24 protein-coding genes are annotated in these 26179 nt (G+C 52.8%); 6 read left to right on the top strand and 18 right to left on the bottom strand.

All coding sequences use genetic code 11. The features are described from left to right. The first annotated feature begins 36 nt into the window (after positions 1-36). From GJV78_RS14960 to GJV78_RS14935, 6 genes are all read left to right on the top strand, one after another. Positions 37-510: a type II toxin-antitoxin system PemK/MazF family toxin gene (locus GJV78_RS14960; protein WP_017694161.1), complete on the top strand. Its 474-nt coding sequence runs from the start codon at positions 37-39 to the stop codon at positions 508-510. A 407-nt stretch (positions 511-917) separates the two neighbouring features. Continuing rightward, positions 918-1121, top strand: a complete 204-nt coding sequence (gene hha / locus GJV78_RS14955) for a hemolysin expression modulator Hha (protein WP_017694160.1) — start codon at positions 918-920, stop codon at positions 1119-1121. Between the two features lie 751 nt (positions 1122-1872). Further along, the gene (locus GJV78_RS14950) at positions 1873-3075 is read left to right on the top strand and encodes an IS91 family transposase (protein ID WP_032667768.1); all 1203 of its coding nucleotides are present in this window, start codon (positions 1873-1875) and stop codon (positions 3073-3075) included. A 276-nt stretch (positions 3076-3351) separates the two neighbouring features. Beyond that, complete coding sequence (locus tag GJV78_RS14945) at positions 3352-3711, top strand: hypothetical protein (protein ID WP_230979152.1); 360 nt, start codon at positions 3352-3354, stop codon at positions 3709-3711. After that, positions 3704-4201: a thermonuclease family protein gene (locus GJV78_RS14940; RefSeq protein ID WP_017694157.1), complete on the top strand. Its 498-nt coding sequence runs from the start codon at positions 3704-3706 to the stop codon at positions 4199-4201. The genes GJV78_RS14945 and GJV78_RS14940 overlap by 8 nt, the downstream gene beginning before the upstream one ends. Positions 4202-4779: 578 nt before the next feature. After that, positions 4780-5715, top strand: coding sequence for a RepB family plasmid replication initiator protein (locus tag GJV78_RS14935; RefSeq protein ID WP_017694156.1), 936 nt, complete (start codon positions 4780-4782; stop codon positions 5713-5715). Between the two features lie 1459 nt (positions 5716-7174). On the opposite strand, the gene repA (GJV78_RS14930) is transcribed toward GJV78_RS14935, so the two are convergent. From repA (GJV78_RS14930) to GJV78_RS14845, 18 genes are all read right to left on the bottom strand, one after another. Next, positions 7175-8050: an incFII family plasmid replication initiator RepA gene (gene repA / locus GJV78_RS14930; protein ID WP_026094366.1), complete on the bottom strand. Its 876-nt coding sequence runs from the start codon at positions 8048-8050 to the stop codon at positions 7175-7177. Then, positions 8031-8108 carry a RepA leader peptide Tap gene (gene tap, locus GJV78_RS14925; protein ID WP_020323529.1) on the bottom strand — a complete coding sequence of 26 codons (78 nt, stop codon included), beginning with the start codon at positions 8106-8108 and terminating at the stop codon, positions 8031-8033. The genes repA (GJV78_RS14930) and tap overlap by 20 nt, the downstream gene beginning before the upstream one ends. Positions 8109-8239: 131 nt before the next feature. Beyond that, positions 8240-8485, bottom strand: coding sequence for a replication regulatory protein RepA (gene repA / locus GJV78_RS14920; RefSeq protein WP_017694153.1), 246 nt, complete (start codon positions 8483-8485; stop codon positions 8240-8242). 152 nt (positions 8486-8637) lie between these two features. Next, entirely contained in the window at positions 8638-9186 is a 549-nt protein-coding gene (locus tag GJV78_RS14915) for a phospholipase D family nuclease (RefSeq protein ID WP_026094365.1), read from the bottom strand. Positions 9187-9197: 11 nt separating this feature from the next. Then, positions 9198-9434, bottom strand: a complete 237-nt coding sequence (locus GJV78_RS14910) for a hypothetical protein (protein ID WP_230979151.1) — start codon at positions 9432-9434, stop codon at positions 9198-9200. 239 nt (positions 9435-9673) lie between these two features. Continuing rightward, a complete protein-coding gene (locus tag GJV78_RS14905) occupies positions 9674-10471 on the bottom strand; it encodes a DsbA family protein (RefSeq protein ID WP_017694150.1) in 798 nt (265 codons plus the stop codon). Position 10472: 1 nt separating this feature from the next. Next, positions 10473-11156 (bottom strand): ProQ/FINO family protein, encoded by a 684-nt coding sequence (locus GJV78_RS23645; RefSeq protein ID WP_230979150.1) that lies wholly within the window; start codon positions 11154-11156, stop codon positions 10473-10475. 51 nt (positions 11157-11207) lie between these two features. Continuing rightward, complete coding sequence (locus GJV78_RS14895) at positions 11208-11798, bottom strand: PIN domain-containing protein (protein WP_017694242.1); 591 nt, start codon at positions 11796-11798, stop codon at positions 11208-11210. 15 nt (positions 11799-11813) lie between these two features. Further along, positions 11814-16964, bottom strand: a complete 5151-nt coding sequence (gene traI / locus GJV78_RS14890) for a conjugative transfer relaxase/helicase TraI (protein WP_017694241.1) — start codon at positions 16962-16964, stop codon at positions 11814-11816. Next, entirely contained in the window at positions 16964-19144 is a 2181-nt protein-coding gene (traD, locus tag GJV78_RS14885) for a type IV conjugative transfer system coupling protein TraD (RefSeq protein WP_017694240.1), read from the bottom strand. The genes traI and traD overlap by 1 nt, the downstream gene beginning before the upstream one ends. Further along, positions 19141-19374, bottom strand: coding sequence for a hypothetical protein (locus tag GJV78_RS14880; protein WP_155109076.1), 234 nt, complete (start codon positions 19372-19374; stop codon positions 19141-19143). Before GJV78_RS14880 ends, traD begins: the two co-directional genes overlap by 4 nt. 257 nt (positions 19375-19631) lie before the next feature. After that, on the bottom strand, positions 19632-19973 hold the full coding sequence (locus GJV78_RS14875; protein ID WP_017694239.1) for a hypothetical protein: 342 nt from the start codon (positions 19971-19973) through the stop codon (positions 19632-19634). Positions 19974-20107: 134 nt separating this feature from the next. Then, complete coding sequence (locus GJV78_RS14870; RefSeq protein WP_017694238.1) at positions 20108-20683, bottom strand: hypothetical protein; 576 nt, start codon at positions 20681-20683, stop codon at positions 20108-20110. Further along, positions 20684-23572: a conjugal transfer mating-pair stabilization protein TraG gene (traG, locus tag GJV78_RS14865; RefSeq protein WP_017694237.1), complete on the bottom strand. Its 2889-nt coding sequence runs from the start codon at positions 23570-23572 to the stop codon at positions 20684-20686. After that, positions 23572-24939: a conjugal transfer pilus assembly protein TraH gene (traH, locus tag GJV78_RS14860; protein WP_017694236.1), complete on the bottom strand. Its 1368-nt coding sequence runs from the start codon at positions 24937-24939 to the stop codon at positions 23572-23574. The genes traG and traH overlap by 1 nt, the downstream gene beginning before the upstream one ends. Continuing rightward, positions 24932-25273 carry a hypothetical protein gene (locus GJV78_RS14855; protein ID WP_017694235.1) on the bottom strand — a complete coding sequence of 114 codons (342 nt, stop codon included), beginning with the start codon at positions 25271-25273 and terminating at the stop codon, positions 24932-24934. The genes traH and GJV78_RS14855 overlap by 8 nt, the downstream gene beginning before the upstream one ends. A gap of 56 nt (positions 25274-25329) precedes the next feature. Then, complete coding sequence (gene trbB, locus GJV78_RS14850; protein WP_017694234.1) at positions 25330-25875, bottom strand: type-F conjugative transfer system pilin assembly thiol-disulfide isomerase TrbB; 546 nt, start codon at positions 25873-25875, stop codon at positions 25330-25332. After that, positions 25875-26171 (bottom strand): hypothetical protein, encoded by a 297-nt coding sequence (locus GJV78_RS14845; protein ID WP_017694233.1) that lies wholly within the window; start codon positions 26169-26171, stop codon positions 25875-25877. Before GJV78_RS14845 ends, trbB begins: the two co-directional genes overlap by 1 nt. Between the last annotated feature and the right edge of the window lie 8 nt (positions 26172-26179).

The raw sequence follows: 26179 nt of genomic DNA, 5'->3' as shown, positions 1-26179 counted from the left end.
GTATGTTCTATTCTTCGACTACCTGAAGGCTCTGATATGCCGATAAATTTCTCCCCTAAAGTAGGGCAAATTCTCACCTGCAATTACGGAAACTACTTGAAAGATGAGAACGGGGGTGTAGTTTCGACAGCTGTCGATGCTCATATCCCCCCTGAAATGATTAAATGTAGACTCGTCGTGGTATTAAATGGGCGTCTGAATGGCAATGCTTGTATTGTGGTCCCGATTTCGACCACAAAAGATCCTGCTAAACTTAATAACGGCCTTCACGTTGAATTACCTGAAGGGATAATTAAAGCAGCAAAATATTTCCCTCAAACAACTAGTTGGGTTAAATGCGACATGGTACAAACCGTAAGTAATCAGCGACTTAACAGACCTATGGAAGTAGATAGGGGATGGATAACGCAGACGCTTTCACGTGAAATTGTCACAAACCTACAAAAGGCTGTAATCAAAGCTATCAATGCAACTGCGCTTGTTCCAGCACAGCAGGAGCCTGAAAAATAGTTTACTATTGACACAAACTACTGATTTGCTAAACTAGCCATGTAGCCCATAGAGGCCATTCAGATTTTCTCCCCTTGAGGGACCGCGAAGCCCAGTTGAAAAACTGGGCTTTTGCATTTCTATTACCTCCCGATTAGCCACCGTCCTAACAACTACAGTACCTCATGGCAATATCGCAGGCATATGCGTCGGTGCTCTCATAGAGCTGCTGGTAAATCCCTCTGTTACATCATTCCCGTACCACATTGGACATTCAGGTAATTTTGTCCAGTTCTGCTCATGTTGATAATGCTTAAAATGAATACAACTCATTATGTTTACTGTGTGGTTGTCCATCTGTGGAAGTAGCTGTATTTCTGTTCAAGTGATAAAATCATCAGACTAAAGACCTGCATAGGGAAGTTTTAATGGAAAAAATAGACTGGTTGCTAAAATTACGGCGTTGCGCCTGTATGGAAACGTTAGAAAAAGTGATAGAAAAAAATCGCTATGACCTGTCAGACGATGATTTGGAGAAATTTAATTCTGCTGCCGATCATCGACTTGCAGAATTGACGATGAATAAACTATATGACAAAATTCCCGCGTCAGTCTGGCAGCATGTAAAGTAATCCCATAAATAAGCAATAACAAAAACTTTCACTTTATTACAAGTGAGCATTTTTTATACCCTGTATATCCCGCATAATGACCTTTTTAAAAGGGGGCTTTATATGGAATATGAATCACCTATAAGTTACCCTCCTGTAAGTCAGGGGGGACTAAGGCGCTTAACGTTAGGTGAAGTTCATCTTGCATCATCGGTCTATGGCTTTAGTATTCAATATAATAAAGATTACTGACTCCATCAAAAATACTCACCAATATTTTTTGCACCGAAAACAACCTAACCCACTGTAAAACAACAAATCACCTTCGCGCCGGTTGCGCCTCGATGTCGATGGCCAGCTTCCGGAACGACTGCGACCGCTCCAGATATTTTGAATAAGATTAACGGCGCTCCGGGCAGATCCCCGCGCACTGGTCGCCAGCGGCGCTGGCCTGTTCCCGGCTCCGGGGTAATTCGCCAGGCACTTAGACAAACAGCCTATATACTGTCCAGAACTGCTGGTTTTAGCACATTTTGACGCGCTTATTGCCTTGAAACCCACTGATTTATGCCAATATTTTTAACTCCACTCATCAATACATCTGGAAATTAACATGACTAATAAAAAACTAACCGACGCTGACCATGCTGGTATGGATAACCTTCTCAATGCCGCTCTTGATGGTTAGAACAGTAGCCCACCTGCGGTGGGAGCTAAGACTCTGTCAGGAAGACGTTTTTCTCAGCTGCCGTAGCCCGTTATAATCCTGTGCATGTATATTCCCAGACCCGCAAAACTCCTCTTCCAGATTGATGATGGCTGGGGCAAGCTACTCGCTAAACACGGTGACGCCATTCCTGAATGGACACAATTGGTCGTCGAACGCATGCTTGTCTGTGGCACTCCCGCCATGGGATCGCGCCGATACTGCTGTGCTTCACCCCATTGCACACACACCAAATACATTTGCTACAGCTGTAAAGGTAAAGGCTGTAGCGCCTGCGGTATGAAAGCCACTGAGCAATGGATTGCCGAACAGCAACACATCCTCCCCAACTGCGAATGGCAACACATCACCTTTACCATGCCCGACAAACTCTGGCCTCTCTTCGCCAACAACTGGCCCCTGCTCAATCAGTTATTTTCTTGTGCAGCCAATACCCTACTGAAATGGGCCAAAAAACTTGGCGTAGAAATCGGTCTGTTTGTGGCTCTACACACCTATGGACGACAGCTTAACCGGCACCCGCATATTCACCTGTCAGTGACCCGCGGGGGGCTTTGCCTTAAACACGGCATCTGGCGTCCTATTTACTTCAAAAAGAAGGTTGTTGAGGCTTACTGGCGCCAGGCCGCCATCGGACTATTACGGGAGAGCTACGCAGCCCTGGATTTGTTTGCTGCCGGCTACGAGCATAATCGAGACTGTCGGGAATGGTGTCAGTTCCTTGAGGTTCAGTTCCAGCGCCGCTGGAAAATCCACTTTGCGAAAAAGACCAAACATGCCCGCCAAAACGTTAACTATATTGGCCGTTATCTGAAACGGCCGCCAATGGCGGCCTCCGCGCTGCGCCATTACACCGGCGGCGCTGTTGTTCATCTCTATTATGACCACCGTACGCAGCAACATCGAAGGCAGATGCTAAGTCAGGAAGAGATGTTACTGCGCTACATCAGTCACATCCCGTGCCGGCATTTTAAAATGGTTCGGTATTACGGTTTTCTGTCTAACCGTAAACGGGGTGGGTTACTGCCTAAAGTTTATGCGACTCTGGAGATGGCGGTGAGGACAAAGCCAGCTAAACCTGGCTATGCCGCATTGATGAAACAATTTACCAATGTTGATCCCTATCAGTGCATATTGTGCGGTGATCGGATGGTATTTTCGAGTGCGGAAGTCAGCTCGCGGGCTGAGGTATTGCTGGCTCAGCGCTATCAGCAGTTAGAAAGACAGCGATGGCTATTGGCAGTGTAGGGAAAATCTGCCTGAAATCCAGATAATTGTGCAAAAAATAGACTGTGCGGTGAAGATGTAGACACCGACCTGTCGGTGAAACGGATTATCAATCATCAATATCAAAAGTTATGGTCAGAAAACAGAGGCAAAAGAGCGATCCAATTTCCTAACCATCAAGGGTCTGCACTGGCATCGCGCCAGGGGCATTGCCCATCGCCATTCAACCGTCGAGTTATGGGCAGTATCAGCAGGGCTGGGGCTGCGTCATGCCGACGATCCCGCGGTATCCTATGAATGTACCTTCCACGCTCTGCCGTATGCACCTGCCCAACACTGGCTGAGTTGATGCACAGGCGTCCTCTGGACCAGTTTGTCTTTGCCATATCCCCTGTTTATCTCAGTGCCGTCGAGGACGATATCCTTGCAGGAATACCGGCGCTGAGAAACGCAGATCAGCAACTGAAAATCGCTACCTCCCAGGCTTACAATGGTGCGCTACGCCGCTGGGTGACCTGTAGTCATGCAGGCATGCTCGAAATGCTTAACACAAATTTTACTGCGCTAAACATCAGCCTGGCCGGCATGCTGATTGACAAAATTGTGGCTACTGATAGCGGCCCCGGCAACTTTCAAGGAGAACAGATGCATGTTTAAAGCCATGCGCTGCCGTATCAAGAGCAGTCTGTATGCCGTCTCGTTACTGATACTTCTGACCGGAAATACCGATGCAGCTCTTAAGGGAAGGGTAATCAGAGTACTTGATGGCGACACCATTGAAGTACTGCAGGTTAACAATGAGCGTACCCGGATAAGACTGAATGGCATCGATGCGCCTGAGAAAAAACAAGACTTTGGTCAGCGTTCGCGCCAATTTCTGAACGACCAGATCGCGTTACAGGTGGTGACTATCCACGGAGATGAAACTGACCGTTACGGACGTGTACTCGGTACTGTATGGTTGAACGGCAGGGATATCAACGCGGAGCAAATCCGGCATGGCATGGCCTGGGCTTACCGTTACCACGGAATAGCAAGTAATGCTGAATATGAAGCGTTAGAGAAAGAAGCTCGATTACATAAACTAGGGCTTTGGTCCGGACCTAACCCGGTGGAGCCATGGAGGTGGAGAAAAATTAATAATTAGGAATACCTCAACAGGATTTAGCTGCATTAAAAATGCAGCTGTCTTGCCAAGCCACATTCAATTACCCGGTCGGGAGCTTTTACAAAATTCTGCTAAATTCCACAACTGGTTATGTATGGTTAAGGCGCTCGCCGCAGTCTCACGTCCGAGCATAGCGAGTAAGTGAGCGAGGAAGCGCAATAGCATAAAACTATCAGGTATCACTGAACGCTCCAATGCTACTGATAACCTGTTTAGAGAGTTATTACCGTTATCCACAGGCCAGATCTAATTATTAAGATCTATAAAGGATCTTTAAGAGGATCTATATATGGAACTACACGGATCTATAACGGATCTAGATGAGGGTTTATTAATTTAAATCAACGAGTTACATCATAAAAAGTTCCTTCTAACATGTCGAAAGTTACTTCTATCATGCAAAAAGTTCTCGCCAATATGTAAAAAGTTCCCTCTCGCATGTGAAAGGTGCTTGCTATCATGCTGTAAGGTTCCTACTATTATGCAGTAAAAGTTCCTGCTTACATGCATAACACTCTGGAAGAGTGTAAAACTTACTTGGTGTGGATAAATTAAAAATGTCTAAATATGACAGTGACTTAAATCTCCATATTGAAAAAATTAATCAGTCTTCTGGTGATGTTGAACACATCATATCCTCCTCCACGAAGAGTATTCAGCCTTTATCTCTTCTTCGATTGAGTGTCTTTACCCCTGTACAGGCGGTAGAAAAGGGCAAAGTGCAGGGAAATGATTCAAGGACACCCATCGACGCCATCAACGACTTTAGACAGTTAGAGATTGTCGAAAGAGAAGGATATACCTCTGCAGTTATCACTGGCCCTAAGCTAGACCTTGATACTGATTTCAAAGTTTGGGTTGGTGTCGTTTCTGCGTTTACACACTATCCCTCGGTTAATGGTGTGATCACTATGAGTTTTGCAGAGCTGGCAAGGTTCTGCGATATCGACTCGAGACAGGTGAATAAGCGATTAAAGGAACGTCTTTCTCGCTCCGTCTCTAAGTTAAGCTCAACTTCAATCCGGTTTACCAAACAAACCCCTGAAGGTGATGCGATCGCAACAACCCATCTTATCGGTTCATCCATCGCAGACCCAGAAACTAATACAGTAAAATTAGCTTTTGATAACCTTCTCTCAGACTTCTATAAACTTGATATTAAAAGAATTCTGAAGCTAAAAGTTCTCAATAGCTTGAAGCGTAATGAAGTGGCCAAAGCAATTTACACCTTCCTTGAAGGCTTACCTAATAAGCCTGGAGAGATACAGATCGTTTCCGCTGCAAGGTTAATGGTCCGTCTCGATCTCAAGTCCGAGCAGAAAAAGCAGATTTTTATAATACGTAAGGCGCTCAAGACACTGACTGAAATAGGGTATTTAACATACGAGGAAAAGTTTAAGCGGGTTAATGGCAAAAGAGAGTTCTACTTTCACATCCTTAAGCGCGATCCCGACCTCGGCGAACCTACTAGAAAGCCTCTGCCGGCAGAATAAAAAGTTCCTGCTAACATGTCTCAATGCATGTTAGCAGGAACCTTTTCGTAATATCCCACGTCTCACTATGTGCTCTGATGTCATCACCCCTCCAGTGTTTTATGTCTAAAGACCCGAATTAGCATGATAGCGGGAACTTTCGTTTCCAGATTTCTTAAGTCTGCATGTAAGGGGTCAGTTTGGAGATCGGAAATTATTGTACGTTTAGCGCATTATTTAATCACACCAACCCGTAAGGGATTGATTTAGTGCCAATGGCTATCGCTTTTAAATTATCGCGTATTCCGTATCGCATTTAGGTTATCCGATTAGACAAAGTCCACGGGAAACGGCGTATAGCGTGGGAGTACACTCCATTGCTATAGGTGAGCCTGTTCAAAAAACAGGCTTACCGTACAATAATTCTCTATATCCAAACTGACCCCTGTAACCGGGAACTGGTTATGGCCCCTATTTTCCAAGATCTGCATCACAGCAGGAACTTTTAGCCTTCGTGTTCCCATACATAACAGCAGGAACTTAATTACGGCGTGCTGACTAGATCTTAATGCGCGTAGCGCATGGGAGCGAAGCGATACGGCCGCGCAGTATTGCGCGGGGTTCTTCTGTTCCAGCTTAGAAGCGAATTGAGCACGGTATTCGAATACTTGGCTGTAGGTAAGTACGGTAGTTCACCCCCCCCCTTCCTGATAAGCCGAAAGGACTTCTCGCGGCACAGGAGCTTCTGTACGCGGTCGGAGTGGTCACAACAAGGCATAGCCGTAGTTGGGGCGTATCTCCGCGTTAGCGGCCCGTAGGGGCGCTTACGAGCGTGTTAGTAGTTTCCACAGCCAGTTGAATAGCATATGGCACTGTCTTAGTTACATCATTCATCATTAAAAGCGGCACTGTTCCGGGCCTTCGGCCCGGGGCGGCCTCGCTTTTCAGTGGTGGGAGGGGCTGTTAGGGTTGAGGCAGGCACGGTTCCTGCTTTTGAGTGAGTATTTTGAATGTTGTAACTATATGTATTGTGTCGGGGCCCGTCGCGCAGCGATGGGAGCTACTTAAGGTAGTTGCCGAACCGGCGCGGACATAGTCCGCTGCAAGGGCGGGCATTCTCAGGAGCCTGTCCACAGGCAGGCGACGAACAGGTTATATATTTATATGAATGAAATAAAAGATATTTAAAAGAAGTACAGGGCAGGTTTTTAAAGGAAACCATGCACTTTGAAATCAGGTCGGCTGGCGCTCTGTAAGCATAACGGTTGTAACCTTATGGAAAGATCCCTTGCAGTTATTTGTGGGTAACTGAATCTGGCGACGAGATGTGGCCACTCTGATGCAATTTCTGGCCATTCTGATGGCGGAATGGTGTGAATGTCAGGAAGGACGGCCGTCATTTCGTGCAGAAAACCGTCAGCCGGGAGCTGCAGACGAGCGAACCCCTCCGGCGCCAGCCGGATTTTTCACACAGGAAGGGTTATGTGGGGACGGTGGCCAGCCGCGTGTAGTTGTTACCACGCGACATCAGCATGCGCTCTTTCACGCGCCGCTCTAGCTCCCGCTTCATGGCATCAAGACCGCCGGTGAATCGCCCGCTGGCGTATTCCCGCGTCAGCTGTTGCTTCACCAGGGTCACAATGTCCTTACGGGTTCTGTCCGAGTCACGACGTGCACGGGCGCGTTTCAGGCCATGTAGCTTACGCTCGGACTGGTAACTGCGGAACCGTTCGCGCACAAAACGCCAGGCCTTCGCTATCAGCTCGTCCATCTCCAGTGGCTTCAGGTTCTGCTTCTTACGCTGCTGATTTTCCCATTCGACGCGGCTGCGGCGTGCGGCCACAACAGCAACGTCAGAGACGTCGAGCGCGGAGAACAGTGCCGGCGTGAAGGTGATATCGGTCGGGATGTTGCAGCCAATCTGCGGGTCATACTCGGTCTGGTAGGTAATCAGCCCCAGCTCCGCCATGAACTTCAGCGCCCGTGTGGCACGGGTAATGGACAGATTGCCACTTTTTGACTCGGTGGCCAGACCGCACTCGATGGCCAGATTGGTAATAGAGCGCTGTGCACGATTGGCCAGCGGGTCATAGTGGAAGCACAACCCCTGGAGCAGCGCATCGATGGCTCGACGACGCAACAACGGCGGCATGCGATGACGTTTACCCAGCGAGCGAACGAACGCCACATGGACGGAAAAGTCAAAACGGGACGTGAAGCCCTCAGCTTTCGCCATCAGCTTACGACAGAACGGCAGGGTCTTTTTCCCCTCGCGCGGCGTGAATACCGGATTCGGGTTTTTGACCTGACGATAATGGGAGAACAGGGTCTGAGCGTCAGTCACACCTTCCCGCACTTATGTTGCACGGAAGGAGCAAATGGCACAGAAACAGGTATTGAACTTTTCTGAGCATAAAACTATACTCCCTGCATAGAGCAACAGCTTCTATACAGTTTAGGTAAGCCCCGTTAGTCTTCTCTGAGTCGCCAAACCTTGTGAAGATTATCGGGGTTTTGTCTTTTCTGGTCCCGAGTAGACACCTCATCAGAACCAGTTCCCTGCCACCTTACGGCGTGGCCAGCCAAAAACTTCAGCTTGAGTAACACCATCTTCTTCACAGAGGTTAGAAAGATACTCTTTGATTTCGGGCTTAATAAATACTTTCAGTTCTTTATGCGTAGCCCTTTTTTTAGCCGAGGCAATTTTCTGTCGCTCAGCTTCACTAAGGGGATTACCCTTTCTGTAAGCGCGTTTCGATGAGGAAGTTACTGCATTTCCGACCTGCGACATATTTGCCTCCTCAAGGATCAAGCAAGGATCGTTTCGCAGAGGATACTACAGATTCGTGAAATCAGCGACTTAACTTTACGCGAAAGTGTGAGCCATGTTGGCGCATGACTCACCTGAATGGATGTAGATTGCGGATCAAATGACGATGCTGATTAGTATGAAGAATGCCAGTCAGTTCCCCCGTCCCAGCGCGACTGCCAGTGCTGAAGGTAGGCTTGTGCCACTTCCGGCACGTCCTTAATCACCAGCACATTCTCGCTATTTCTCAAGGCCGCAGAGCGGGTCATATTAAAGCTGCCTGACTCAACCGTATGATTATCAACAATAATGACTTTATCGTGCATGATGGCGTAGCGGCCGTTGGTACGCAGCGGAATACCGGCATTCACCACAATATTCATCGCCGCCTGGCTGGTTTTGTTCCGGTTCCCTTTCTCATCGAGCACTATCTTCACATCCACCACCCGGTGTTTTGCTCTGACAAGCGCCCTGACCACCTCCGGAAAGGTGAAGGAATAGCCCATCAGGCGGATATCCTGCTGTGCTGAGTCAATGGTCTTAAGGACCAGCTGCAGCGCCGTTCCTTCCGGTGAAAAACCCGCCTCGATACTGGCTGCGCAAACTACCGGCACAGGCGCTGAAAGTGCCAGACTGAGCAGACCTGGCAGACACCATCTTCGGACACTACGGTTTAATCGCATTGCGATCCTCATTACATGCTCCCCATAAAATACGGGGAGACTATCTGCACATCACCAAGCAGCAGCCAGAGGCTCAGAGCCAGCTCCTCCATCAACACCAGCGTAACGACGACGAATGTCCACATCCGATGATCGCGCTTCAGGAGACGACTGAAAAATAGTGCACTGACTATCAAAATGCCGACGGTTACCCAGGGGGCGAACTGGTTGATAAGCATTGCATCGCTGCTGCATTCAAAACATGCCATATGATTTCATCTTCTCTGAATTAACTAAGAAACGCCGGATGTGGGGAAAACTCGCTTTTACCCGCATCCGGGGTTGGCCAACCGAACAGCGTGAGGGCGGCAGGTCATCGTGCCCGGCGATGCCGGGTACTAAAGTCTGGTTCGGTCGGATTCATGTTGGCGCTGAGGGGGTCAGCGCAGATCGTCGCGACGACGGATGTCGCCGGGCGGCGGTCAGGAAGACCACCACCAGGGTGAAATCAGCGAATACCACCTGCCGCTTTCTGGATAGCGGCGTTGAGGGTTTCGCCGTCAGTGAAACCAGGGATAACAGTCATATTGTCCGCGCTGGCACCACTGGACGGCATGATTACCAGGGCCGGTGTGCCGCTGAAGCCCAGCTGCTGTGCCAGTGCACCGATACCCTCGAGGGTACCCTGAACATCCGGCGCGGTTTTCACATCGAGCTTCACGGCTTTTGCCGCTGCGGTAATATCGGCATCCGTCAGCTTGCCCTCATTATGCCCGGTGGCATACATCGCATTATGGTACTGCAGATAAGCCTCACTGCCCTTTTGCTGGTAAATCTGCAGGCCGGTTTTAGCGGCCGTCAGCGACGCCGGCCAGCGGCTTGCGAAGATAGGGAGTTCCTTGAACACAAAGCGTATGCCCGGGTTGGCTTTTATCACCTTCTCCAGTTCAGGGGCCAGACGGGCACAGTAGATGCACTGGTAATCGAAGAACTCCACGACCGTTACTTTTGCATCGGCGGGGCCATATGACGGCGTGCCTTTATCGTTCAGTAGCGCGGCCTGATGCTGAATCACGGCCGCCGTCATCGCCTGCTGCTGCTTTTCCTGCTGCTGTGCCTGCAGTTTCTGACTGACCTCAACCAGCACTTCAGGATGAGCCAGCAGGTAGTCTTTCGCGATTTCACCAATGCGGGCTTCCTGCTCCGGAGTAAAGACAGGTGTGGCTTTCTCCGCCGCATTTGCCATACCGGACAACAGAGCGCTGGTCATCAGCATCGCCAGTGCGGTGCGCTTTACTGCTAACATTTTAATGTTCCTTTTTTTCATCTGTGGCGGGTGCTTTTGCCGCCTGTTTCTTCGGTTTGTCTGCCTGTATCCTCGCAAGCTTTGCCGTGGCTGCACGTTCACGCTCAGGCGGAATGAGCGATTCAACAGAGCCATCCGCGTTGTAGCATGCGACTCCGGCCGTCAGGCCGCTCAGATACGTTTCCGTCCGCGTCAGCGTTTTCAGACAGCGGCGTATAACCTTCTTCGACAACGGCAGTGCCCGGCGTTCAGCATCGGCAAAGAGCTGTTCCCTTACCCCGATGGCCAGCGGGCGCAGCTGACCGCCAGCGTACAGGCCCGGCCAGTGTGTACTCAGCGTCTGCACGGCGTCCGCCGGGCGCATCAGCCGCGCCGAACGGCCAGGGCGTGGCTTTTTCTTCGGTGGAGGAGGTATTACCTCCACTGCTTTGTTGGGTGAGAGTGCTGGTTGTTTTTTTTCCTTTGTCTTTTTGGGGTACCCTTTGCCCGGCTGGAGCATCCGGGAGGCGGTCGGTCGGTCATCCGCCAGCGGCTTTTTATTGCGTTTTGGCCTAGTGTTCACCACCACCGTTTTCCGCCGGGAGACCGTGATGTCCACCCCCACCGCACTACCAGATACGGACGTGTCTGCTGACCAGGTCTTACGCTTCAGGCTCAAAAGCGGACGGGTTCTATCATCACTCATTATCGGGCTCGTCTTCTGAATTATGTCTGTTACAGGATGGAACATAGTATTTCACAGTCGTGATGGTCGCGGCTTTGATATCGTCCAGGTCACCGTCTTTTCATAGACGGTTATCACCCCGCGCTTGATGAGCTCACACCGGAGTTCACGGATAAGTTCTTCATTTCCTGTCTGGCCTATCGCTGACTTCAGATAGTTTTCCAGCGTCTTCGGCGTCGCCGGCAAATTTGCCGGTTTTTTCCTAGCGCGGGACACTATCTTTTCAACCCATGATATAATCGGGATTTTATCTCGCGTCATCTGCGGCTCAACACGCTGACATCGGCGCCCGGACAGCCTTATCTGGCTTATCACACCATCGAATCCTTTATCACGGGAAATAACATGGAAACCGACCTCCTGAGGCATTGACATACTGAGCTGGCCCAGCATCAGTACCAGATGAAAGTCCACGTTATTTTTAGCCGTTACGGGGACCTGTCTGACCTGAATCCGTATCTCTCCAGATAAGGCAGCCACCGGAAGACGCACGTTCTCCTGCAGTGGACCGGTAAAGATGATGATCCGCTCGTAGCCAGACAGGTTAATTCCCTCCAGGCTACCCGTATTTTCGTAATCAATTAACGCTGTCAGCATCGTCATTTTACTGCTCCGTGTTTAATCACCAATTTCCTTCTCTTTCACTATCTCGCGCTCAACCCGGTGAAGCTGGTCGGTCACGCTTTCCCGCTGACGCGTCTGTTGGCGATCCTGCTGTATGACCTGATTCAGCCCGGCCTGCTCCTGCTGCCGGGACTGTTCAGCCTCACGCTGCAGCGCACGGGATTCAGCGCGCTCCGCCTGTTGCAGGGCATCAGGGCGTTCCGGGTCACCAGGCAAACGAGAGGTGGCCTTCGGATTCTGCTGTCGTCGGGCCTCTTCAGCCAGCGCTTTCGCCATCCGCTGCTCTTCCGGCGTTTTCAGGCTCACCGGGTCAGGCGTGTCTGCCGTGTTGCTTCCCGGGTGACGGGAAATGTCGGGACTGTCCGGCAGAACCAGACCACCGCTAAGACGCTTCATGATGGCATCGGTGGGTGATTCACCCCTGACGACCACAATACCGTCACCGGGATGCTGCAGCCCCAGCTGTCGGGCCTCTGCCAGGTCCGTGGCCTGACGGGTCAGGCCGGTTTCACTTTGCCGGAATATCACCAGTGTGGCCTCTTCACTGCCGAGCAGGCGGGCGTTATCACTCAGGCCCCGTAACCGGCCATCGCCATCAAGCTGTACCTCCCGCAATAATACTGCCCGCTGTACGCCGCTGGCATCGTGCACCGGCAGCGCCACATGCGGTGCCGGATATTTCCGGCTGCCGTGGATAAAGCGGGCCTCACCCGCCTCCGGTAACTGTGTTGCCAGCGCCCGCCCCAGGGCGCTGTCAGACAACGGCGTGGCCTTTTCCCATAACAGCTGTGCGGTTGCCGCCTGACGATCGCTGTCTGCCAGCAACACATCGTGGGCCGTCTGCCGCTCTGCTGGCGCGGAGACTTTCGTCAGCCATTTAGCCAGATTGTCGGTATAGACCTGTACATGCACTTTTACACGCGACAGGCCTACATACGCATCACGCAGGGAGGCCAGCGCTTTTCTGCCGCCGTCCACGCCGGCAAGCACGATGACGTACAGTGCGCTGGCTCCCTGAGCCTTGTGCGCTGTTCCGGCATAGCCGTAGTCCAGATGGCGGTCGGCCAGGTCGGCATTCGGATTCAGGATGCGGGTCTCCTCCCCCTGAGTCAGCTGCAGCTCGCCCTCTTTTGTCACGCCAGTGACGGTCCAGTTGCTGTTCGCTTCGCGTCCGCGCTCGCGGTCAGACCGGGAGAAGCTGACTTTCTCGCCGACCGATACCTTTATCTCGCGGGGCTCAAACACCGCAATGTCCCGCAGGCTGCTCTCAAAAGCCGACAGCGCCTGTGCCTGACCGGTCTCATCAACCAGTTCGACATAACCGTTCTGGCGGCTGTCCTGCCCGGCACGGATGGTATAATAGCGGTCGTTAATCAGCACAATATTGCCGTGTTGCGCAGCCATCCCCGCCACCGACTTCAGCCTGTCGGTCTGCGTTTTCACCCGTTCCAGCACGGTAATGGTCACTTCACGGCCAAGCTCGCCGCGCTCCTGCAGCTGAGCATGAATGGCGGTATTGATGGCGTTCTTGTCGGCGTTGGTCTGGGTGACAATCAGCGTATTGTCGCGTGCTTCTGCGGTACGGCCGGTAAAGTCATCAACGATGGCCTGTATCACCCGGTCACCCTGCTCTTCCTTCTGCTCTTTCGTCTGGGGGATGGCCACCACGGATTGTGTCGGTGACCAGCAACCCGGCGTTCTCGGCACCGTATCCGGCGTCACGCTGCGGATGGTATCCAGCGCCGCCGGGACCTGGCGGGCAATGACGGATTCAATCGCCGGTTTCAGTGCCGGACTCTGACGCACAATATCCTGCATGATGGCGGTATCTAACGCGCTGCGTTCCTGCAGCAGCGTGAAGGGCGCGCCGTTATCCACCGGCAGTAGCTGGTCCCGGTCACCGCTCAGCACCGCACGCCCGCCACCGGCGGCAATATAGCCCATCGCATCGGCCATATCCCGGTTACCCACCATCGAGCTCTCGTCCACCAGGAACAGGGTCTTACTGAAATCGGGCGTCTCTCCGCCCTGAATCCGGCGCTCCACATCCATCAGGAAGCTCGCCAGCGTCTGCGCTTTGACGCCGACATCAGCCATCTCACCCACCGCCCGGTGGGTCGGGGCCAGCCCGACGACGTCCGGGCGCTGGTCTGCCGGCAGGGTCTCCAGCGCCGCCAGTACGGTTTTCAGCTGAGTGGTCTTCCCCACACCGGCATAGCCCTGTATCCCGATGAAACGGTCGGTGCTCTCCAGTATCAGGCTGGAGGCCTGCTGCTGCCCGGCCGTCAGCCCGGCAAACAGTGCCGGGTCGGCGTGGCTCAGAAGCGATGACTGCGTATCCAGCCCCTCCACCACCAGACGGATGATGCGTTTCTCCGCCTCATAGCTCGCAGCCGTCACATACAGCTGCTGTGCGATGCCTTTCTGTCCCGGTACCGGGATGAGTTCACCGGTCTGCACCTGGCGGGCCAGTTCACGGTCCACATCCTCCTTACGCAGGGAGGCATGCAACGGCAGCGCATTCGCCAGGACGTCGGGGCGACTGAACACCACCTCACTGCCCTGGGTCAGCGTCACCGCCTGCCGTACCGCTTTCTCAGCCGGACTCATCAGCGCATCCTGCGCCGCCGACATCGCGTCAGCCAGCTCACCGTTCTGCGGATTCACCTGCGCCAGCGCGGTACGGTACAGCGGTGAGCGGGACAACCGGCGTTCAGCTTCATCGTTCGCCAGCGGGGTATAAAGCTGTATGTGCTCGCCGCTGCGGGCCAGGGTATTGAGCATTGTCGCCCCGGTATCCCGACCGGAGACCGCTGCCAGCACCGTGCCCTGCTCGCTGACGCGTTTTCCCGGCGAGGTGACGTAACCGTACCCGGCCTTCAGCGGTTCATCGGTACGAATAACCCGCTTCTGCCCGTCATGCTCCACCACCAGGCTGTTCTTTCGCACGGCCGTAACGGTGACACTGTCACCGGAACGCTGTTTGCCCTGCCGCGCCAGCCAGGTCAGTTTCTCCCCTTCGGCAATATCAACGGTCTGTGACCGGTACAGGCTCCAGCTGCTGTCCACCTGACTGAGCTTCATTCCCTGACGCTGGCCATCCTCCCCGACCAGCATCAGTATGCGGGTCTCCGCGCTGACGCGGTCAATGGTATAGCGCTGAGGTGCCCGGCTGTCCGGAGCGCGTTGTTCGAGCACCATGCCCTCCCGGTACGTATCCAGCTGGCGGCGGTTTTTGCTGTCCAGCCACTGCGGAACCAGCGTGTCGATGGACGCCGTTTTTCCCCCGAGCAGTCCCTTTTCCAGCAGCGCCTGCCGCAACGCTGCCGTCAGCGTCTGCTGTTCACGCTCGCCGCTGGCCTGGGCCACCACATTCGCTCCCTGGCTCACCATCACCACATAATCCCGGGCCAGAGCCGCATAGCGCTGCCGCTTGTCCGGCTCACTGACCACGCTGACGGCCACGGTACGTTCCGTTTCCGCCCGGTAGCGGGACACCCCGGCCGCCTCCAGCGTCTGCAGGGCATTGCCGGTCCCGCTGCGCCCGCCGCTATCCATCAGAAGCAACTGGGACTGCGCACGAAGCGCCTGGTCGGTGACCGTCAGCGCATCACGGACGGAGAGCTTTTCCGCCCCGGTCACAATCAGCGTACTGTTCTCCGGCAACGCAGACTCTGACAGCCCTTTCAGCGTCACCACTTTATCCGCCAGACCAGGCTGTTCAGCCAGCCAGCGTTCACTGCTGCGGTCGGTAGCCAGCACCACCACTTCCCGTCCCTGTGACTGCGCCAGCTGCACCCCGGCCAGCACCGATTCGCGCATACCGCCCGCGCCTCCGGGCTGGCTGACAATCGCCAGTGCCGGGCGGTCTGCCTCAATCTGCTGCATTACCGGCACAGACGAAGAAGACCGGGCCGGGGCACCACCGGATATCACCACAGTGGATTTCATCTCCCCGGCCAGCTGCTGCAGGCTCAGTTCGTCCAGCAGATGAATCGAGGAGGTAAACAGACCTTTCTCCCGATCCAGCGGTATCAGCTGCTGACTCTCTATCGCCGATTCAATGGCCGAACGCGCCATCACCGCAATCTGCTCCCGCGCATCGAGACTGTTCAGTGTCCGGTTCAGCACATCGGAATAGGTAAAGCGGGTACGTTTTTCACTGAGCTGAGAAATCGCCAGGCTTACCGCCTGACGGACATCGTCCGGGGTCGTCTCCGGCCGTACAGCTCTGTCACTGTCCATTGTCTTCAGACGGGCTTCAGCTTCCTGGCGAAACGCGCCGATATCGAATCCTTCCTGCTCCAGACGGTTCATCCAGTCGGTCAGCAGTTCTACCCGGTCGGGATCTTTCTGTTTGGCCTTACGCGTATCCAGCGCCGCCACGTCACGGGATTTCAGAGAAGCGCCATCACCGACGGCCTCCCGTATTTGTTGCGTACGCTGTGAAAATATCTCCACCGGAACACCCTCGATTTCCCACAGATCGTTTTTGCCGGTCACCACGGTCCGGAATCCCATCTCCTCCACGGCCTGACGCAGTTCGTTACGGTAGATTTTGCCCAGCGCAACCTGCAGGGCATAGACGTTCTCGATAAACCCGCTGTTGCCGACCTTATCGCTGGAAAGTGTTTTCCACTCCCCCAGATACTCCGTCAGGTTCATCACTATCAGGTGCGTATGCAGCTGTGGATCAAGTTCACGCGAGGTGTCATGGTGGAAAGCCGCAGCCAGCAACTTACCGGTCATCTCTGTCTGGCTGACCCCATCTACCATGACACGCGTACTGGCCAGCCGTTCAATTTCCCCCATGGCCACACCGACAGCACGCTGATGCGCCTCCAGAATACGGCTGTCGCCCAGTACCACACCCAGTACGGAAATACTTTTGGGTGCCGACAGCGTCAGATCGTAACCCGGCCGGTGAATATTCTGACCGCCCGACATCCGGGAGAGATCGACGCCCTGCGGGAAATATCCGGCCAGGGCATCATCGAATGTCTTCGCATCCACGGGGCCTTCCAGCCCTAACAGCTCTGCGGCTTTCCCCATCCAGGACGCTTCCATACTGCCGAGAAAGTAATAATTATCTTTCGCCATGTAGTAGCTGGCTCCGCCGCCAGCAATCGATGATACGGTCAGCATTACCAGCGGTCCCCCGGCTCATACTCCCTATCCGGTTCGTCATGTTCACGGTGAACGAGGATATTTTTCTCTTCTTCCTTCATCGCCTGCAGCGCCTCTTGCTCGTACGCCGCATAGTCTTCGTAACGATCTGGCTCAGTCAGAATTTCACCGGTCTGCGTATCCACCTGCAGCCCGTCATATTCCTTCACCCGGCCACCGTTCTGGACCGGACTGGTCGTTGCTTGGATGTCAGATGCGGAGGACGATACAGCGGCCGGCGGCAGAGGGGATGAATTGATAGTTTCGGTTGCAGCAATGGCCGGAGATACGGCAGCAGCTGATGCTGTTGTTGCCGGTACAGCAGGCTCACTGCTCTGTACCGCAAGCAACCTGTCGATGCTGTCTTCATCCAGCTCGCGACGGGTAATTTCCTCCTCGATTTCCGGGTCCAGACTGTCATTCAGCTCCCGTGGCAGGAACTCTGCCGCGATAAAGTCCATTTTTTCGTAAGTCATATTCATACGTACCACCGGATAATTCCCCGGTAGCGTCACATAACAGTTCAGATCCGGCAGGGACTGGATATCGGAGTAGTTGACCAGATACTGGTCATCTTCCTGCTTGCTGAACGACACCCCGTCACGCACGGTATCTGCACCATAGCTGTACTGCTCGTTAAACACCTTCGCCCGGCGCTGGCCCAGCTGACGCATCACATAGTTCGCCACACCTTCATCCGGGGAACGGAAGAAAAAGCGGGTATTGAGTAAATCCATCATCGCGTCAGCAAATTCACGACCGTAGGTGAAATCCAGCTGCGGTTTGTTCTGAAAACCGAGGACAAAACAGCCACCAAACTTACGGGCCTCCGACAGCACGCCAGGAAGTTCCGGCAGCTTATGCAGGGACGTCAGTTCATCGTAGATAAACCACACCCGGCGGGTCGGGTTCTCTCCCATCTCCAGCAGGCAGTTGGCCGCCTGTGCCAGCCACATCGAGATCAGCGGCTTCTGGGACTCGTGCTCCCGGGCATTGGAGGTGATCCACAGCCAGCCGTTGCGCTGCCCCGGCTCGTTCACCTGCTTCATCCATTCACGGATAGCAAAGCGGGGTTTGCCGGTGCGCTCAATCCCCTGCATGTAGCGCAATGCCTTCACGTAGTTGGTCAGCACACCACGGATAGAAATGGCGGTCTTCTCCACCTTCTCTTCCATCAGGTTGGAGGCTTCCGTCCCCTGCACGTATTCCCGCAGTGCTTTCAGATTGATGGCCAGCAGGGTACGCAGCAGTGCGTTATAGCTACGGTGCGGGTCATTCTGGAAACGTTTAGATACCGAGGTAAAAATGGTCCGGGCAGACCCCGTCCAGAATGGATCTTCTTTAGTACTCTGGGGGATCAGCGTATTGCCAATGGAATCAAAGTCCGATGTGGTCTGACACTCCAGCCACAAATCCCAGTTTTCGCAGCGCTTATCACGTGGATTCAGCAGCTTATCGATGTTTTCATTAAAGTGGCGCTTAACCAGCGAACAGCCCTTGTCGTAGATAATCACCATGTCCCCGCGTGCGCGCAGCTGCTGCAGCAGTTTGTTGAGGGCATTGGATTTACCGGAGCCGGGCGTACCATGCAGCAACAGGTTTTTAACCTCACTGTCGAGCAGCAGTGGTAACTGGTCAAAATGCAGTGGCGATGCTTCATTATTGCGGTGCAGGGTTCTGGCCACCGACTTCACGTCCTCTGTGAGCGAACGGCCACCCACCATGTCGTCCTGAGCCTGCTTCTCACCGAGTCGGCGCAGGAGGTAATAGACGCCATACGCCACCGCCAGCACCACACAGCTCGCCAGGAATACCGCAATAAACAGTTCCTGCAGCGTCAGCTGACCTGCATAGGTCATATAGGGGTCTTTCAGAATGGCTGCAGAGGTAAAATGCAGGATTTGCCCGTCATAAGGAACATCATATACGGGCGGTACATTGAACAACGCTTTTTCACCGCCAGCGGAAAGATATAACCACCAGTACAGCCCGCCGTTGCGCATGTCCTGCCACGGCACCCGCATCCAGAAAAATAACGGTGTCAGTACAAAAAAAAGATTCAACAACCAGAAGGCAATACGGCGGTTGACCTGCATAAACATATTCAGCATATAGCTGAATACCTGCCCGCCCTGGGTAATATGCTTGGTGGAACTCATTTATCCCTCCCGGCATATTCACATGAAGGCGTTGACACAATCAGCGAATCAGAAAACACATCCCGAAATGCAGCAGTCGGATCATAAATGATAATGAGGTCATTATTATTCCATTTCATTCTGGGCAGAAGCTGGTTTATATGGGCGTATCCCATTCCTGTCTGACGCGAAGACAAAATATTTTCTTCAGGCAATACGGCATCAGAACTGACATTATCAGAACAATTCATAGCTGAACCTTAATTTAGATAGAAGCAGCAAGCACTGCCGGGAGTGACAGCACGATGGCATGGCGGATTAGATATTTAACGGGTCGACATCGAGTCTCGGAGTAAAAAACAGAAAATAGCTTTTAACAAACCTAGTAAGTTCGGACAGGACTGAATCCTGCCCCTTAACCTAGAATTCAATGCCAACGCATAAACCTCATCAAAACATACTTACATTCATTGAATCTCAAAACAATGAACATTCACAGCAGTGACAATTAAACATTACCCTTATTGATTTCCTCAATCAATTTAAAGAAAGTCTCTGTGTGTATTTTCACAAAATCGTCAATCACTTCATTAACAATGCTATCTGAATTCTCATTAACCTCGTCAATACCCAAAGATTCAATGACGGCCTGGCAATAAAACTTCATATCTCGCGTATTAAAGCTCATACGCATCCCACCTTCATGAGCGAGGTCCATCCATGTGTATACAAAAGGGTATTCTATATTAGCGGGCAATAACTCCGCGCCATCATAAGAACCAATGAAATTAATAAAACCAATCGCCCCATTCTTTTCATACCATTCTTTATTGGTTCTATTGACAATCAATGCAAATAAATGCTTTTTGACTCCAAGGCTAACATCAACTGGACTCGCCTGCTTTTCTTTCTTTTCCTTTTTATTCTATTTAAACCCCAACATTATCATCCCTCCATAAACCAGAATCACACAAAAATTTATTATTAAACTTCTTCGCTATTTGATGATATTTGAGGAGAGGAGACCACCTGGCGAATTTTATCGAGTGTTGCGACCACTGCAGGGGTCATGTACCGACTCATGGACATGCTGAAAACAACCCCGCCAATTAGGAAAGAAGCAAACCAAGAAAATCCATAGCCTATAATAAGAGATGAGCGTTCGCTGATTAATACAACAGCGACAAAAGTATTAAACACAATCATAATTAGACCATATAATCTTAGTTTCTTTTTAGCCAAATTAACAAGCAATGATTTTTCACGCACTTCCTTTGGGATACACATCAGCAAAGAAAGATTCCCATAGGCCATCATGATGGCCATAACAGTTAAAATTCCACAAGACAAAACTAACCACATGGCAATCCCCGGAAACCAGATTTTTTTATCACAAACGATCAACCCTACCGTTATAACCACAAAATGCATCATATAAACAACTGACATCAATTTAATTATTGGGGATATAATCTCTCCAGAGGTAGGAATGCGGTAATCGTTTTTAAATGACTGCATCAACATTTTCACATCATTTTCAATATCACTTCGTTTCACCATTTACTTACCCTTAAATTTATTCATGGTTTCATCAAGTGTCTTTTTCGCGTTATCGGAGTCCACTTTGTCTATGACAGGCCAAGCTTCCTGACGAGTATGTTCAGCCTTATTTGCTTCATCAAAGCGACGTCCCTGCACCTGATGTTCCTGCTCAAGATTAGTATACTGTTTGTTCACCTCTGACTGCTGATGATTGACCTTTTCTTGAGCAGAATCAACACTTCGCTGTGCATTCGCTCTCGATTGTGTGACTTCACCAGCCACCTCACCATCAGCTTTCACACCATGCCCGGCAGCCGTCTGCGCCATATGTTGTTGCTGGCCTTCAAAATCACTATGGTTGACACCCTGTAACCCACCGGCAGCAACCTTATCGCCCATTCCTTCTGCAGCTCGTCCCTGATTGGCCCGGAACTGCGCTTCCAGTTGCGGCATCATACGTTCTTCCACAAAACGACCAGCCAGTGCCTCTCGCTCGGCACGCGCTTCCGGGCTGGATACGTCAGTCAGCACACGTTCAGCATCCGGATGATTCTGTTTCGCATATTCAACAAACTCCTGAGTGGCATTGCTACGGATGGCCGCACTATTGTTCTCCACAAAACTTGCCATCTGCGCATATTCATGGCTGCGATTTTGTGTGTCACTGTACTGGCTGGCCTGGGTACGCATATCACTGAACGTCGCCGCCATCTGGTTAAGCAACGAGCCGGATGCGTTGTCCGTGTGGCTGCTGTTTTCGGTGGTTCGGTGACTGGCGACCACATCAACGCCATGGCGGATATCTTTCAGATCCTGAGCGCTGAAGTCCTTCGTATGGCTGGTCCGGTTGCTCATATCCGAACTGGTACCGTGCGAAGAACCATTGTTACCGGTGTAATCTCCTTTAATATGGCCTTCCAGCTTACCACTCAGCCCAGTCGTCCATTCGACTGCCTTGCCTGCAATAGACCTACTGGTATCAATACCTGCCGTCACGCCTGCACCGACATTAATTGAAGCATTCTGGCTTTGTTCCATTGCCGCTCTGAGTGCATCAGCCTGGCTGACATTATTGTCACGCGCATAACGTGCCACGGCACTCTGTAGTTTACTGATAGCCGCGGCATCATTCGCGCTGATGCTGTTATCAGCACCACGACTGACGGTATCACTGCTCCCTCGCTGGCTGGCCCACTGCGACAGCTGGGAGGTCCCGGTACTGGCCGAGTGACTCAGCGAGTTGCTCAGGCTCTGCAGCTGACTCTCAGCCTCACGCTGCTGACGCTGGAATCCACTGACAGCCGAACGGTCCAGCTGAATATCGGTCGGCAACCGGGAAATCGCCCCGGTGGTATCGTAGACCGATGCACCACTTTGTGTCCGGGTTGCCGTGGCACCGTTGCCCATCTGGGTCATTGCCATTCCACTACGGCTGGCGTAATTGGTGTCCCACTTATTGCCGGCAACATTGTCGGTCTGCAGATTATTGAATGCCCAGCTGCCGTCGCCGGCACGGGAGGATTCAGAAGAGGCCGTGCTGTTCATTGCTGTGCCCAGGTAGTTACCGGCCTGCGACACTGCGCTACCCAGCCCTTTGACGATACCCCAGGCGAGGAACGGAATGGAGAGGGACAGCCAGCCAGCAATCGAGCCAATATCCGCATGGGTCTGCTGGATAACCGATAGGTTCGACAGCGAAAAACTCAGCGTCCCTGTTTTACCCGTGAGATACATACTGACCGCATAGTTAAGGATAGCGAACATCGGCCCCCAGGCCTGCAGGTATATCAGGGTAAAAATGTAGCCCTTCAGCACTTCCATCGTCAGGGTATGAATGGAGGCCAGCAGGATAATTACCGGGAACAGGCCAATCACCATCGCCAGCAGCACGGTATTGAGCAAAGGCAGGTAGGTGGTGGCAATACTGGTTGACGTGGCCTGGCTCAGACGCATCTTGGTATAGGACGACTGCGAGGCCAGGTTGACCAGACCGGCAGCATCACCGTTCTGCGCACTGGTGGAGGCAATGCCCTGCTTCAGGCCGTTCATCACCACGGTCTGTCGCATAATCTGGCTGGCACCACTCCCACCGCCGTAGTAATAGCTGTAGCTGTCACCCAGCAGGGTACCAAACAGCGCGCTGGCATTGGGTTTTCCGCCGGTAAGGCGGGCAACATAGTAGTCCCAGGTCTTACCACCATTCTGGGTGTCGGTGGTCAACTGGGGTTGCAGCACGCCGGTTGCCAGCTCCTGACAGGTCCAGAACCCTTCCCGGTTTGCCATCGTATTACCGTACGGCACCATCACACCGCGCAGTGGGCTGGGTTTGCTGAATATCAGCGAATACGGGTCTTCGCTGTTCATCAGTTCCTGGAAGGAGTATTTGTGGTTAAGCAACATATCGCCTACCACGCAGTTTCGCACATAAGCGGTAAACAACTCTGCCAGGTCACCATTACGGAAGGCAAAGTCGGTTGCGGTCCCCACCAGGTTGGCGCCGAACAGCATCCCGGTTTTACTGTAGGTGGCTGAATCCGGGGTATGGAATACGGTCTCAAAGCCTTCCGTCAGGGCGGTACCGATGCCGGTGATAAACTTCGCCGGTGCCGCCAGCCCCAGCGGCACATTAGCGACCGTATGCACACTGGTTGCGTCACTGCGGTCAATGATTTGCACCGTTCGCTTGGGTATGATGAGCACGCTGGTGAGAAACATAAAGAAAGCAATAAACTTCAGCACCTCCAGCGGGTCATGACCGCGAATGTAGGTGGCAAACAACACCATAACCGACATCAGCGCCGCAATACGAAACATCGAGGCCCACTCGGTGGTCCCCATCAGGACAGCCACGCCGTTAAAGATGGCCGTCAGGAACTCCCCGCCGCTCAGGACATAAACCGCATCCATCACAGGCCCCCTTCGCTGCCGCCGAAGCGATAGTTCTGCTGATAGCGGTCCAGCAGCTGGCTTGAGGTCTGCTGACGCAGGTAGCTCATCTGGCGGTCCATCTCAGCCAGCGCGTCGCTTTTCACCTGTACTTCCTGCTGCAGGGCCTCCACCTGACGGCTGGATTCGCTGATGTTGGCCCTCAGCGGTTTCATCACTTCTTCATCATAATTCCGGCTGGCCAGAGAGAGTTTGGCCTGTTCAATCAGCTCTTTCAGATACTGCAGCATAATGTCGTAGGCGATGTAATCCGACAGTGAGGACAGCATGTCAACGTTGAGGCTCAGTTGCATCGGGTCCACCAGGTAGCGCAGCACTGGAATGGAGGTACTCTGGATAAACCCTTTCTCCGCCGCTGACAGCGGTTCATCAGTTCGCAATTTATCGCGGATACTGCCAATCATGTCTCTCACCCGCGATATCAGGGCGCGGTTACTGCTGATAGTCACGGACCCGTTTTTCAGCTCCAGGCAGTCGCCGCTCGAGACGCAGCGCTGGATCTCAACATTACCGCCCTTCATCAGGGCTACCAGTAATCCCTGGTGGTTTACCTCCGGTATAAGAGATTTTGCCGCGCCATTGCGGTCAAATATCAGCGTACCGGTCAGGTTCATCACCATTTCTTTCAGTTCAGTGTCCCCGTCAAGCATGGCATTACGCCCCAGCAGTTCCCACATCAGGTTTTTATTACGCAGCACCCGGTCCTTGTCCTTGTCGCCGGCTTTATCGAGCACGCTGTTCATCTCTCCACCGACCGTACAACCCTGGCGGGAAGCAGCCCAGTCGGCAAAGAGGTTGCTTTCCCCCGCAATGTCCTGACAGACCTTCTGCTGGGAGACCTGGGTCTTCGGCCACAGGCCGCCGATGATGCCCTGTGCCGCCTGGCAGCTGGAGATGTTCATGCTGTTCATGTCCGCCGCCAGCTTCTGCAGATAGTCTTTGGCGTCCTTCAGCTCCGGTGCCACGGTTTGTAGCGCCAGGTCAAAGAAATACCCCTGGGCATTGGCCATCAGGTTTTTGATGAACTGCTGCAGCTGGTCACTGTTAATAAATGAGAACGACCCGAGGTAGGCATCGATGCCGCCGCAGCCGGCATTCAGTGACGGCGGGGTAAACGACATCACCTGCATCTGTTTGACCGGGCTCCTGAGAAACAGGTTACCGCCGGTCATATAGCCTGCTGCCTGCCCCTGCCAGGCAGCAGCGCCGGTGGCATTACCTTCAAAACCCAGCTTGTTGAAGTAGTTATTAAGATCGCCATTCACATCTGCATACGCGGACGCACTACAGACCAGCGCCAGTATCCCGGCCAGAAGCGTTTTACGCATGGTTGTCCTCCTTACTACGCATGGCTAAATACAAATCAGCGAAATGCGTTTTAATATCACCAACAACATCAAGGAGAAAAGACACACCGGATGCGGCAAGAAAGCCGGCCGCTGCACACCAGAAGCCAACCGGCATGGCATACATAGTCAGATTGAGCGGGGTTTTCATCGCCTGATTTTCCGCATTTAGCGTCATAAAGTCCACAATGCCATAGCCGAGCGCGCTGAACATGGCGTTCCAGTATTTCCATGCGCCCCAGCCAGCAAAGCCACAGGCGATCGCCAGCAGAAAAAAGACAACAGCAAGTTTCATCAGAAAAGATGCCTGTTTCATTGAAGTTCTCCGGAAGTTACAGATAAAAGGGGTTATATGAAGCGGTAAGTGGGACGCTACCTCTGATGGAACATCAGAGCCTGATTTATCCTCTGCAGCAGACTGTTCATATCTGTTATCCCCTGCGCCAGTGGCCAGCTCTGCAGGGTATTCACGTTCACCAGCCAGGTCGTGGGCGTCACGCCGTTATTACCGGGGCCAAAGAACTGATCGAGAACGGCACGCGGGGCCGGGATCGCCTGCGGAAAACTCACATCGCCCTTTCCGTCCAGCGTATAGGGGAACACCTTAAAGCCCGTCTGCGTGGACAACTGGATAAGCTGCGGATCAAACTGCTGACAAAAATGACAGGAAGACTGCATAAACAACACCAGTCGATAATCGGCAGTATTTATCGAACGACCATCCGGAAGACGGTATGCCCGCCCTGCAGGCGTAGTGGAAGTCTCTGGTACTGACCTTAGCTCTGCCCGGGGCTGCAGTTCTGACTTGCCGGCTTCCAGCGCCTTTAGCTCATCCAGCGTCGAGGCGTGCGCCATCAATACAAACCCGCTCAGCATCAGTACCAGCCCCAGCGCCACTTTGGGATATTGGATTTTCATCACAGTCCCCCCGGCTGCCGTACCGCTCGCCAGGCATGCCATGACGCCAGCCCCCAGCCTGCCAGACCCAGGGCGGCACCACAGAGACTGAGCAATAGCGAAACGGCAATACTGACCCACTCAAGAACATCAACCTTGTCCGGCCCCAGACTAATAGCCCGCGCATCCAGCGCCATCCCCGCCAGATACCAGAACACTGGCCCCGCTGCCATAAAGGCCATGCCACAAAACATCAGCAGGTTCTCCTGCCTGATCTGTTGTTCGTGCTTATGATGAGAAATGCCTTCTTTTGTCATATTTTCCC

This window comes from Intestinirhabdus alba (assembly GCF_009711095.1).
GTDB lineage: Bacteria > Pseudomonadota > Gammaproteobacteria > Enterobacterales > Enterobacteriaceae > Intestinirhabdus > Intestinirhabdus alba.
This window is presented reverse-complemented; position numbering and strand designations above follow the sequence as displayed.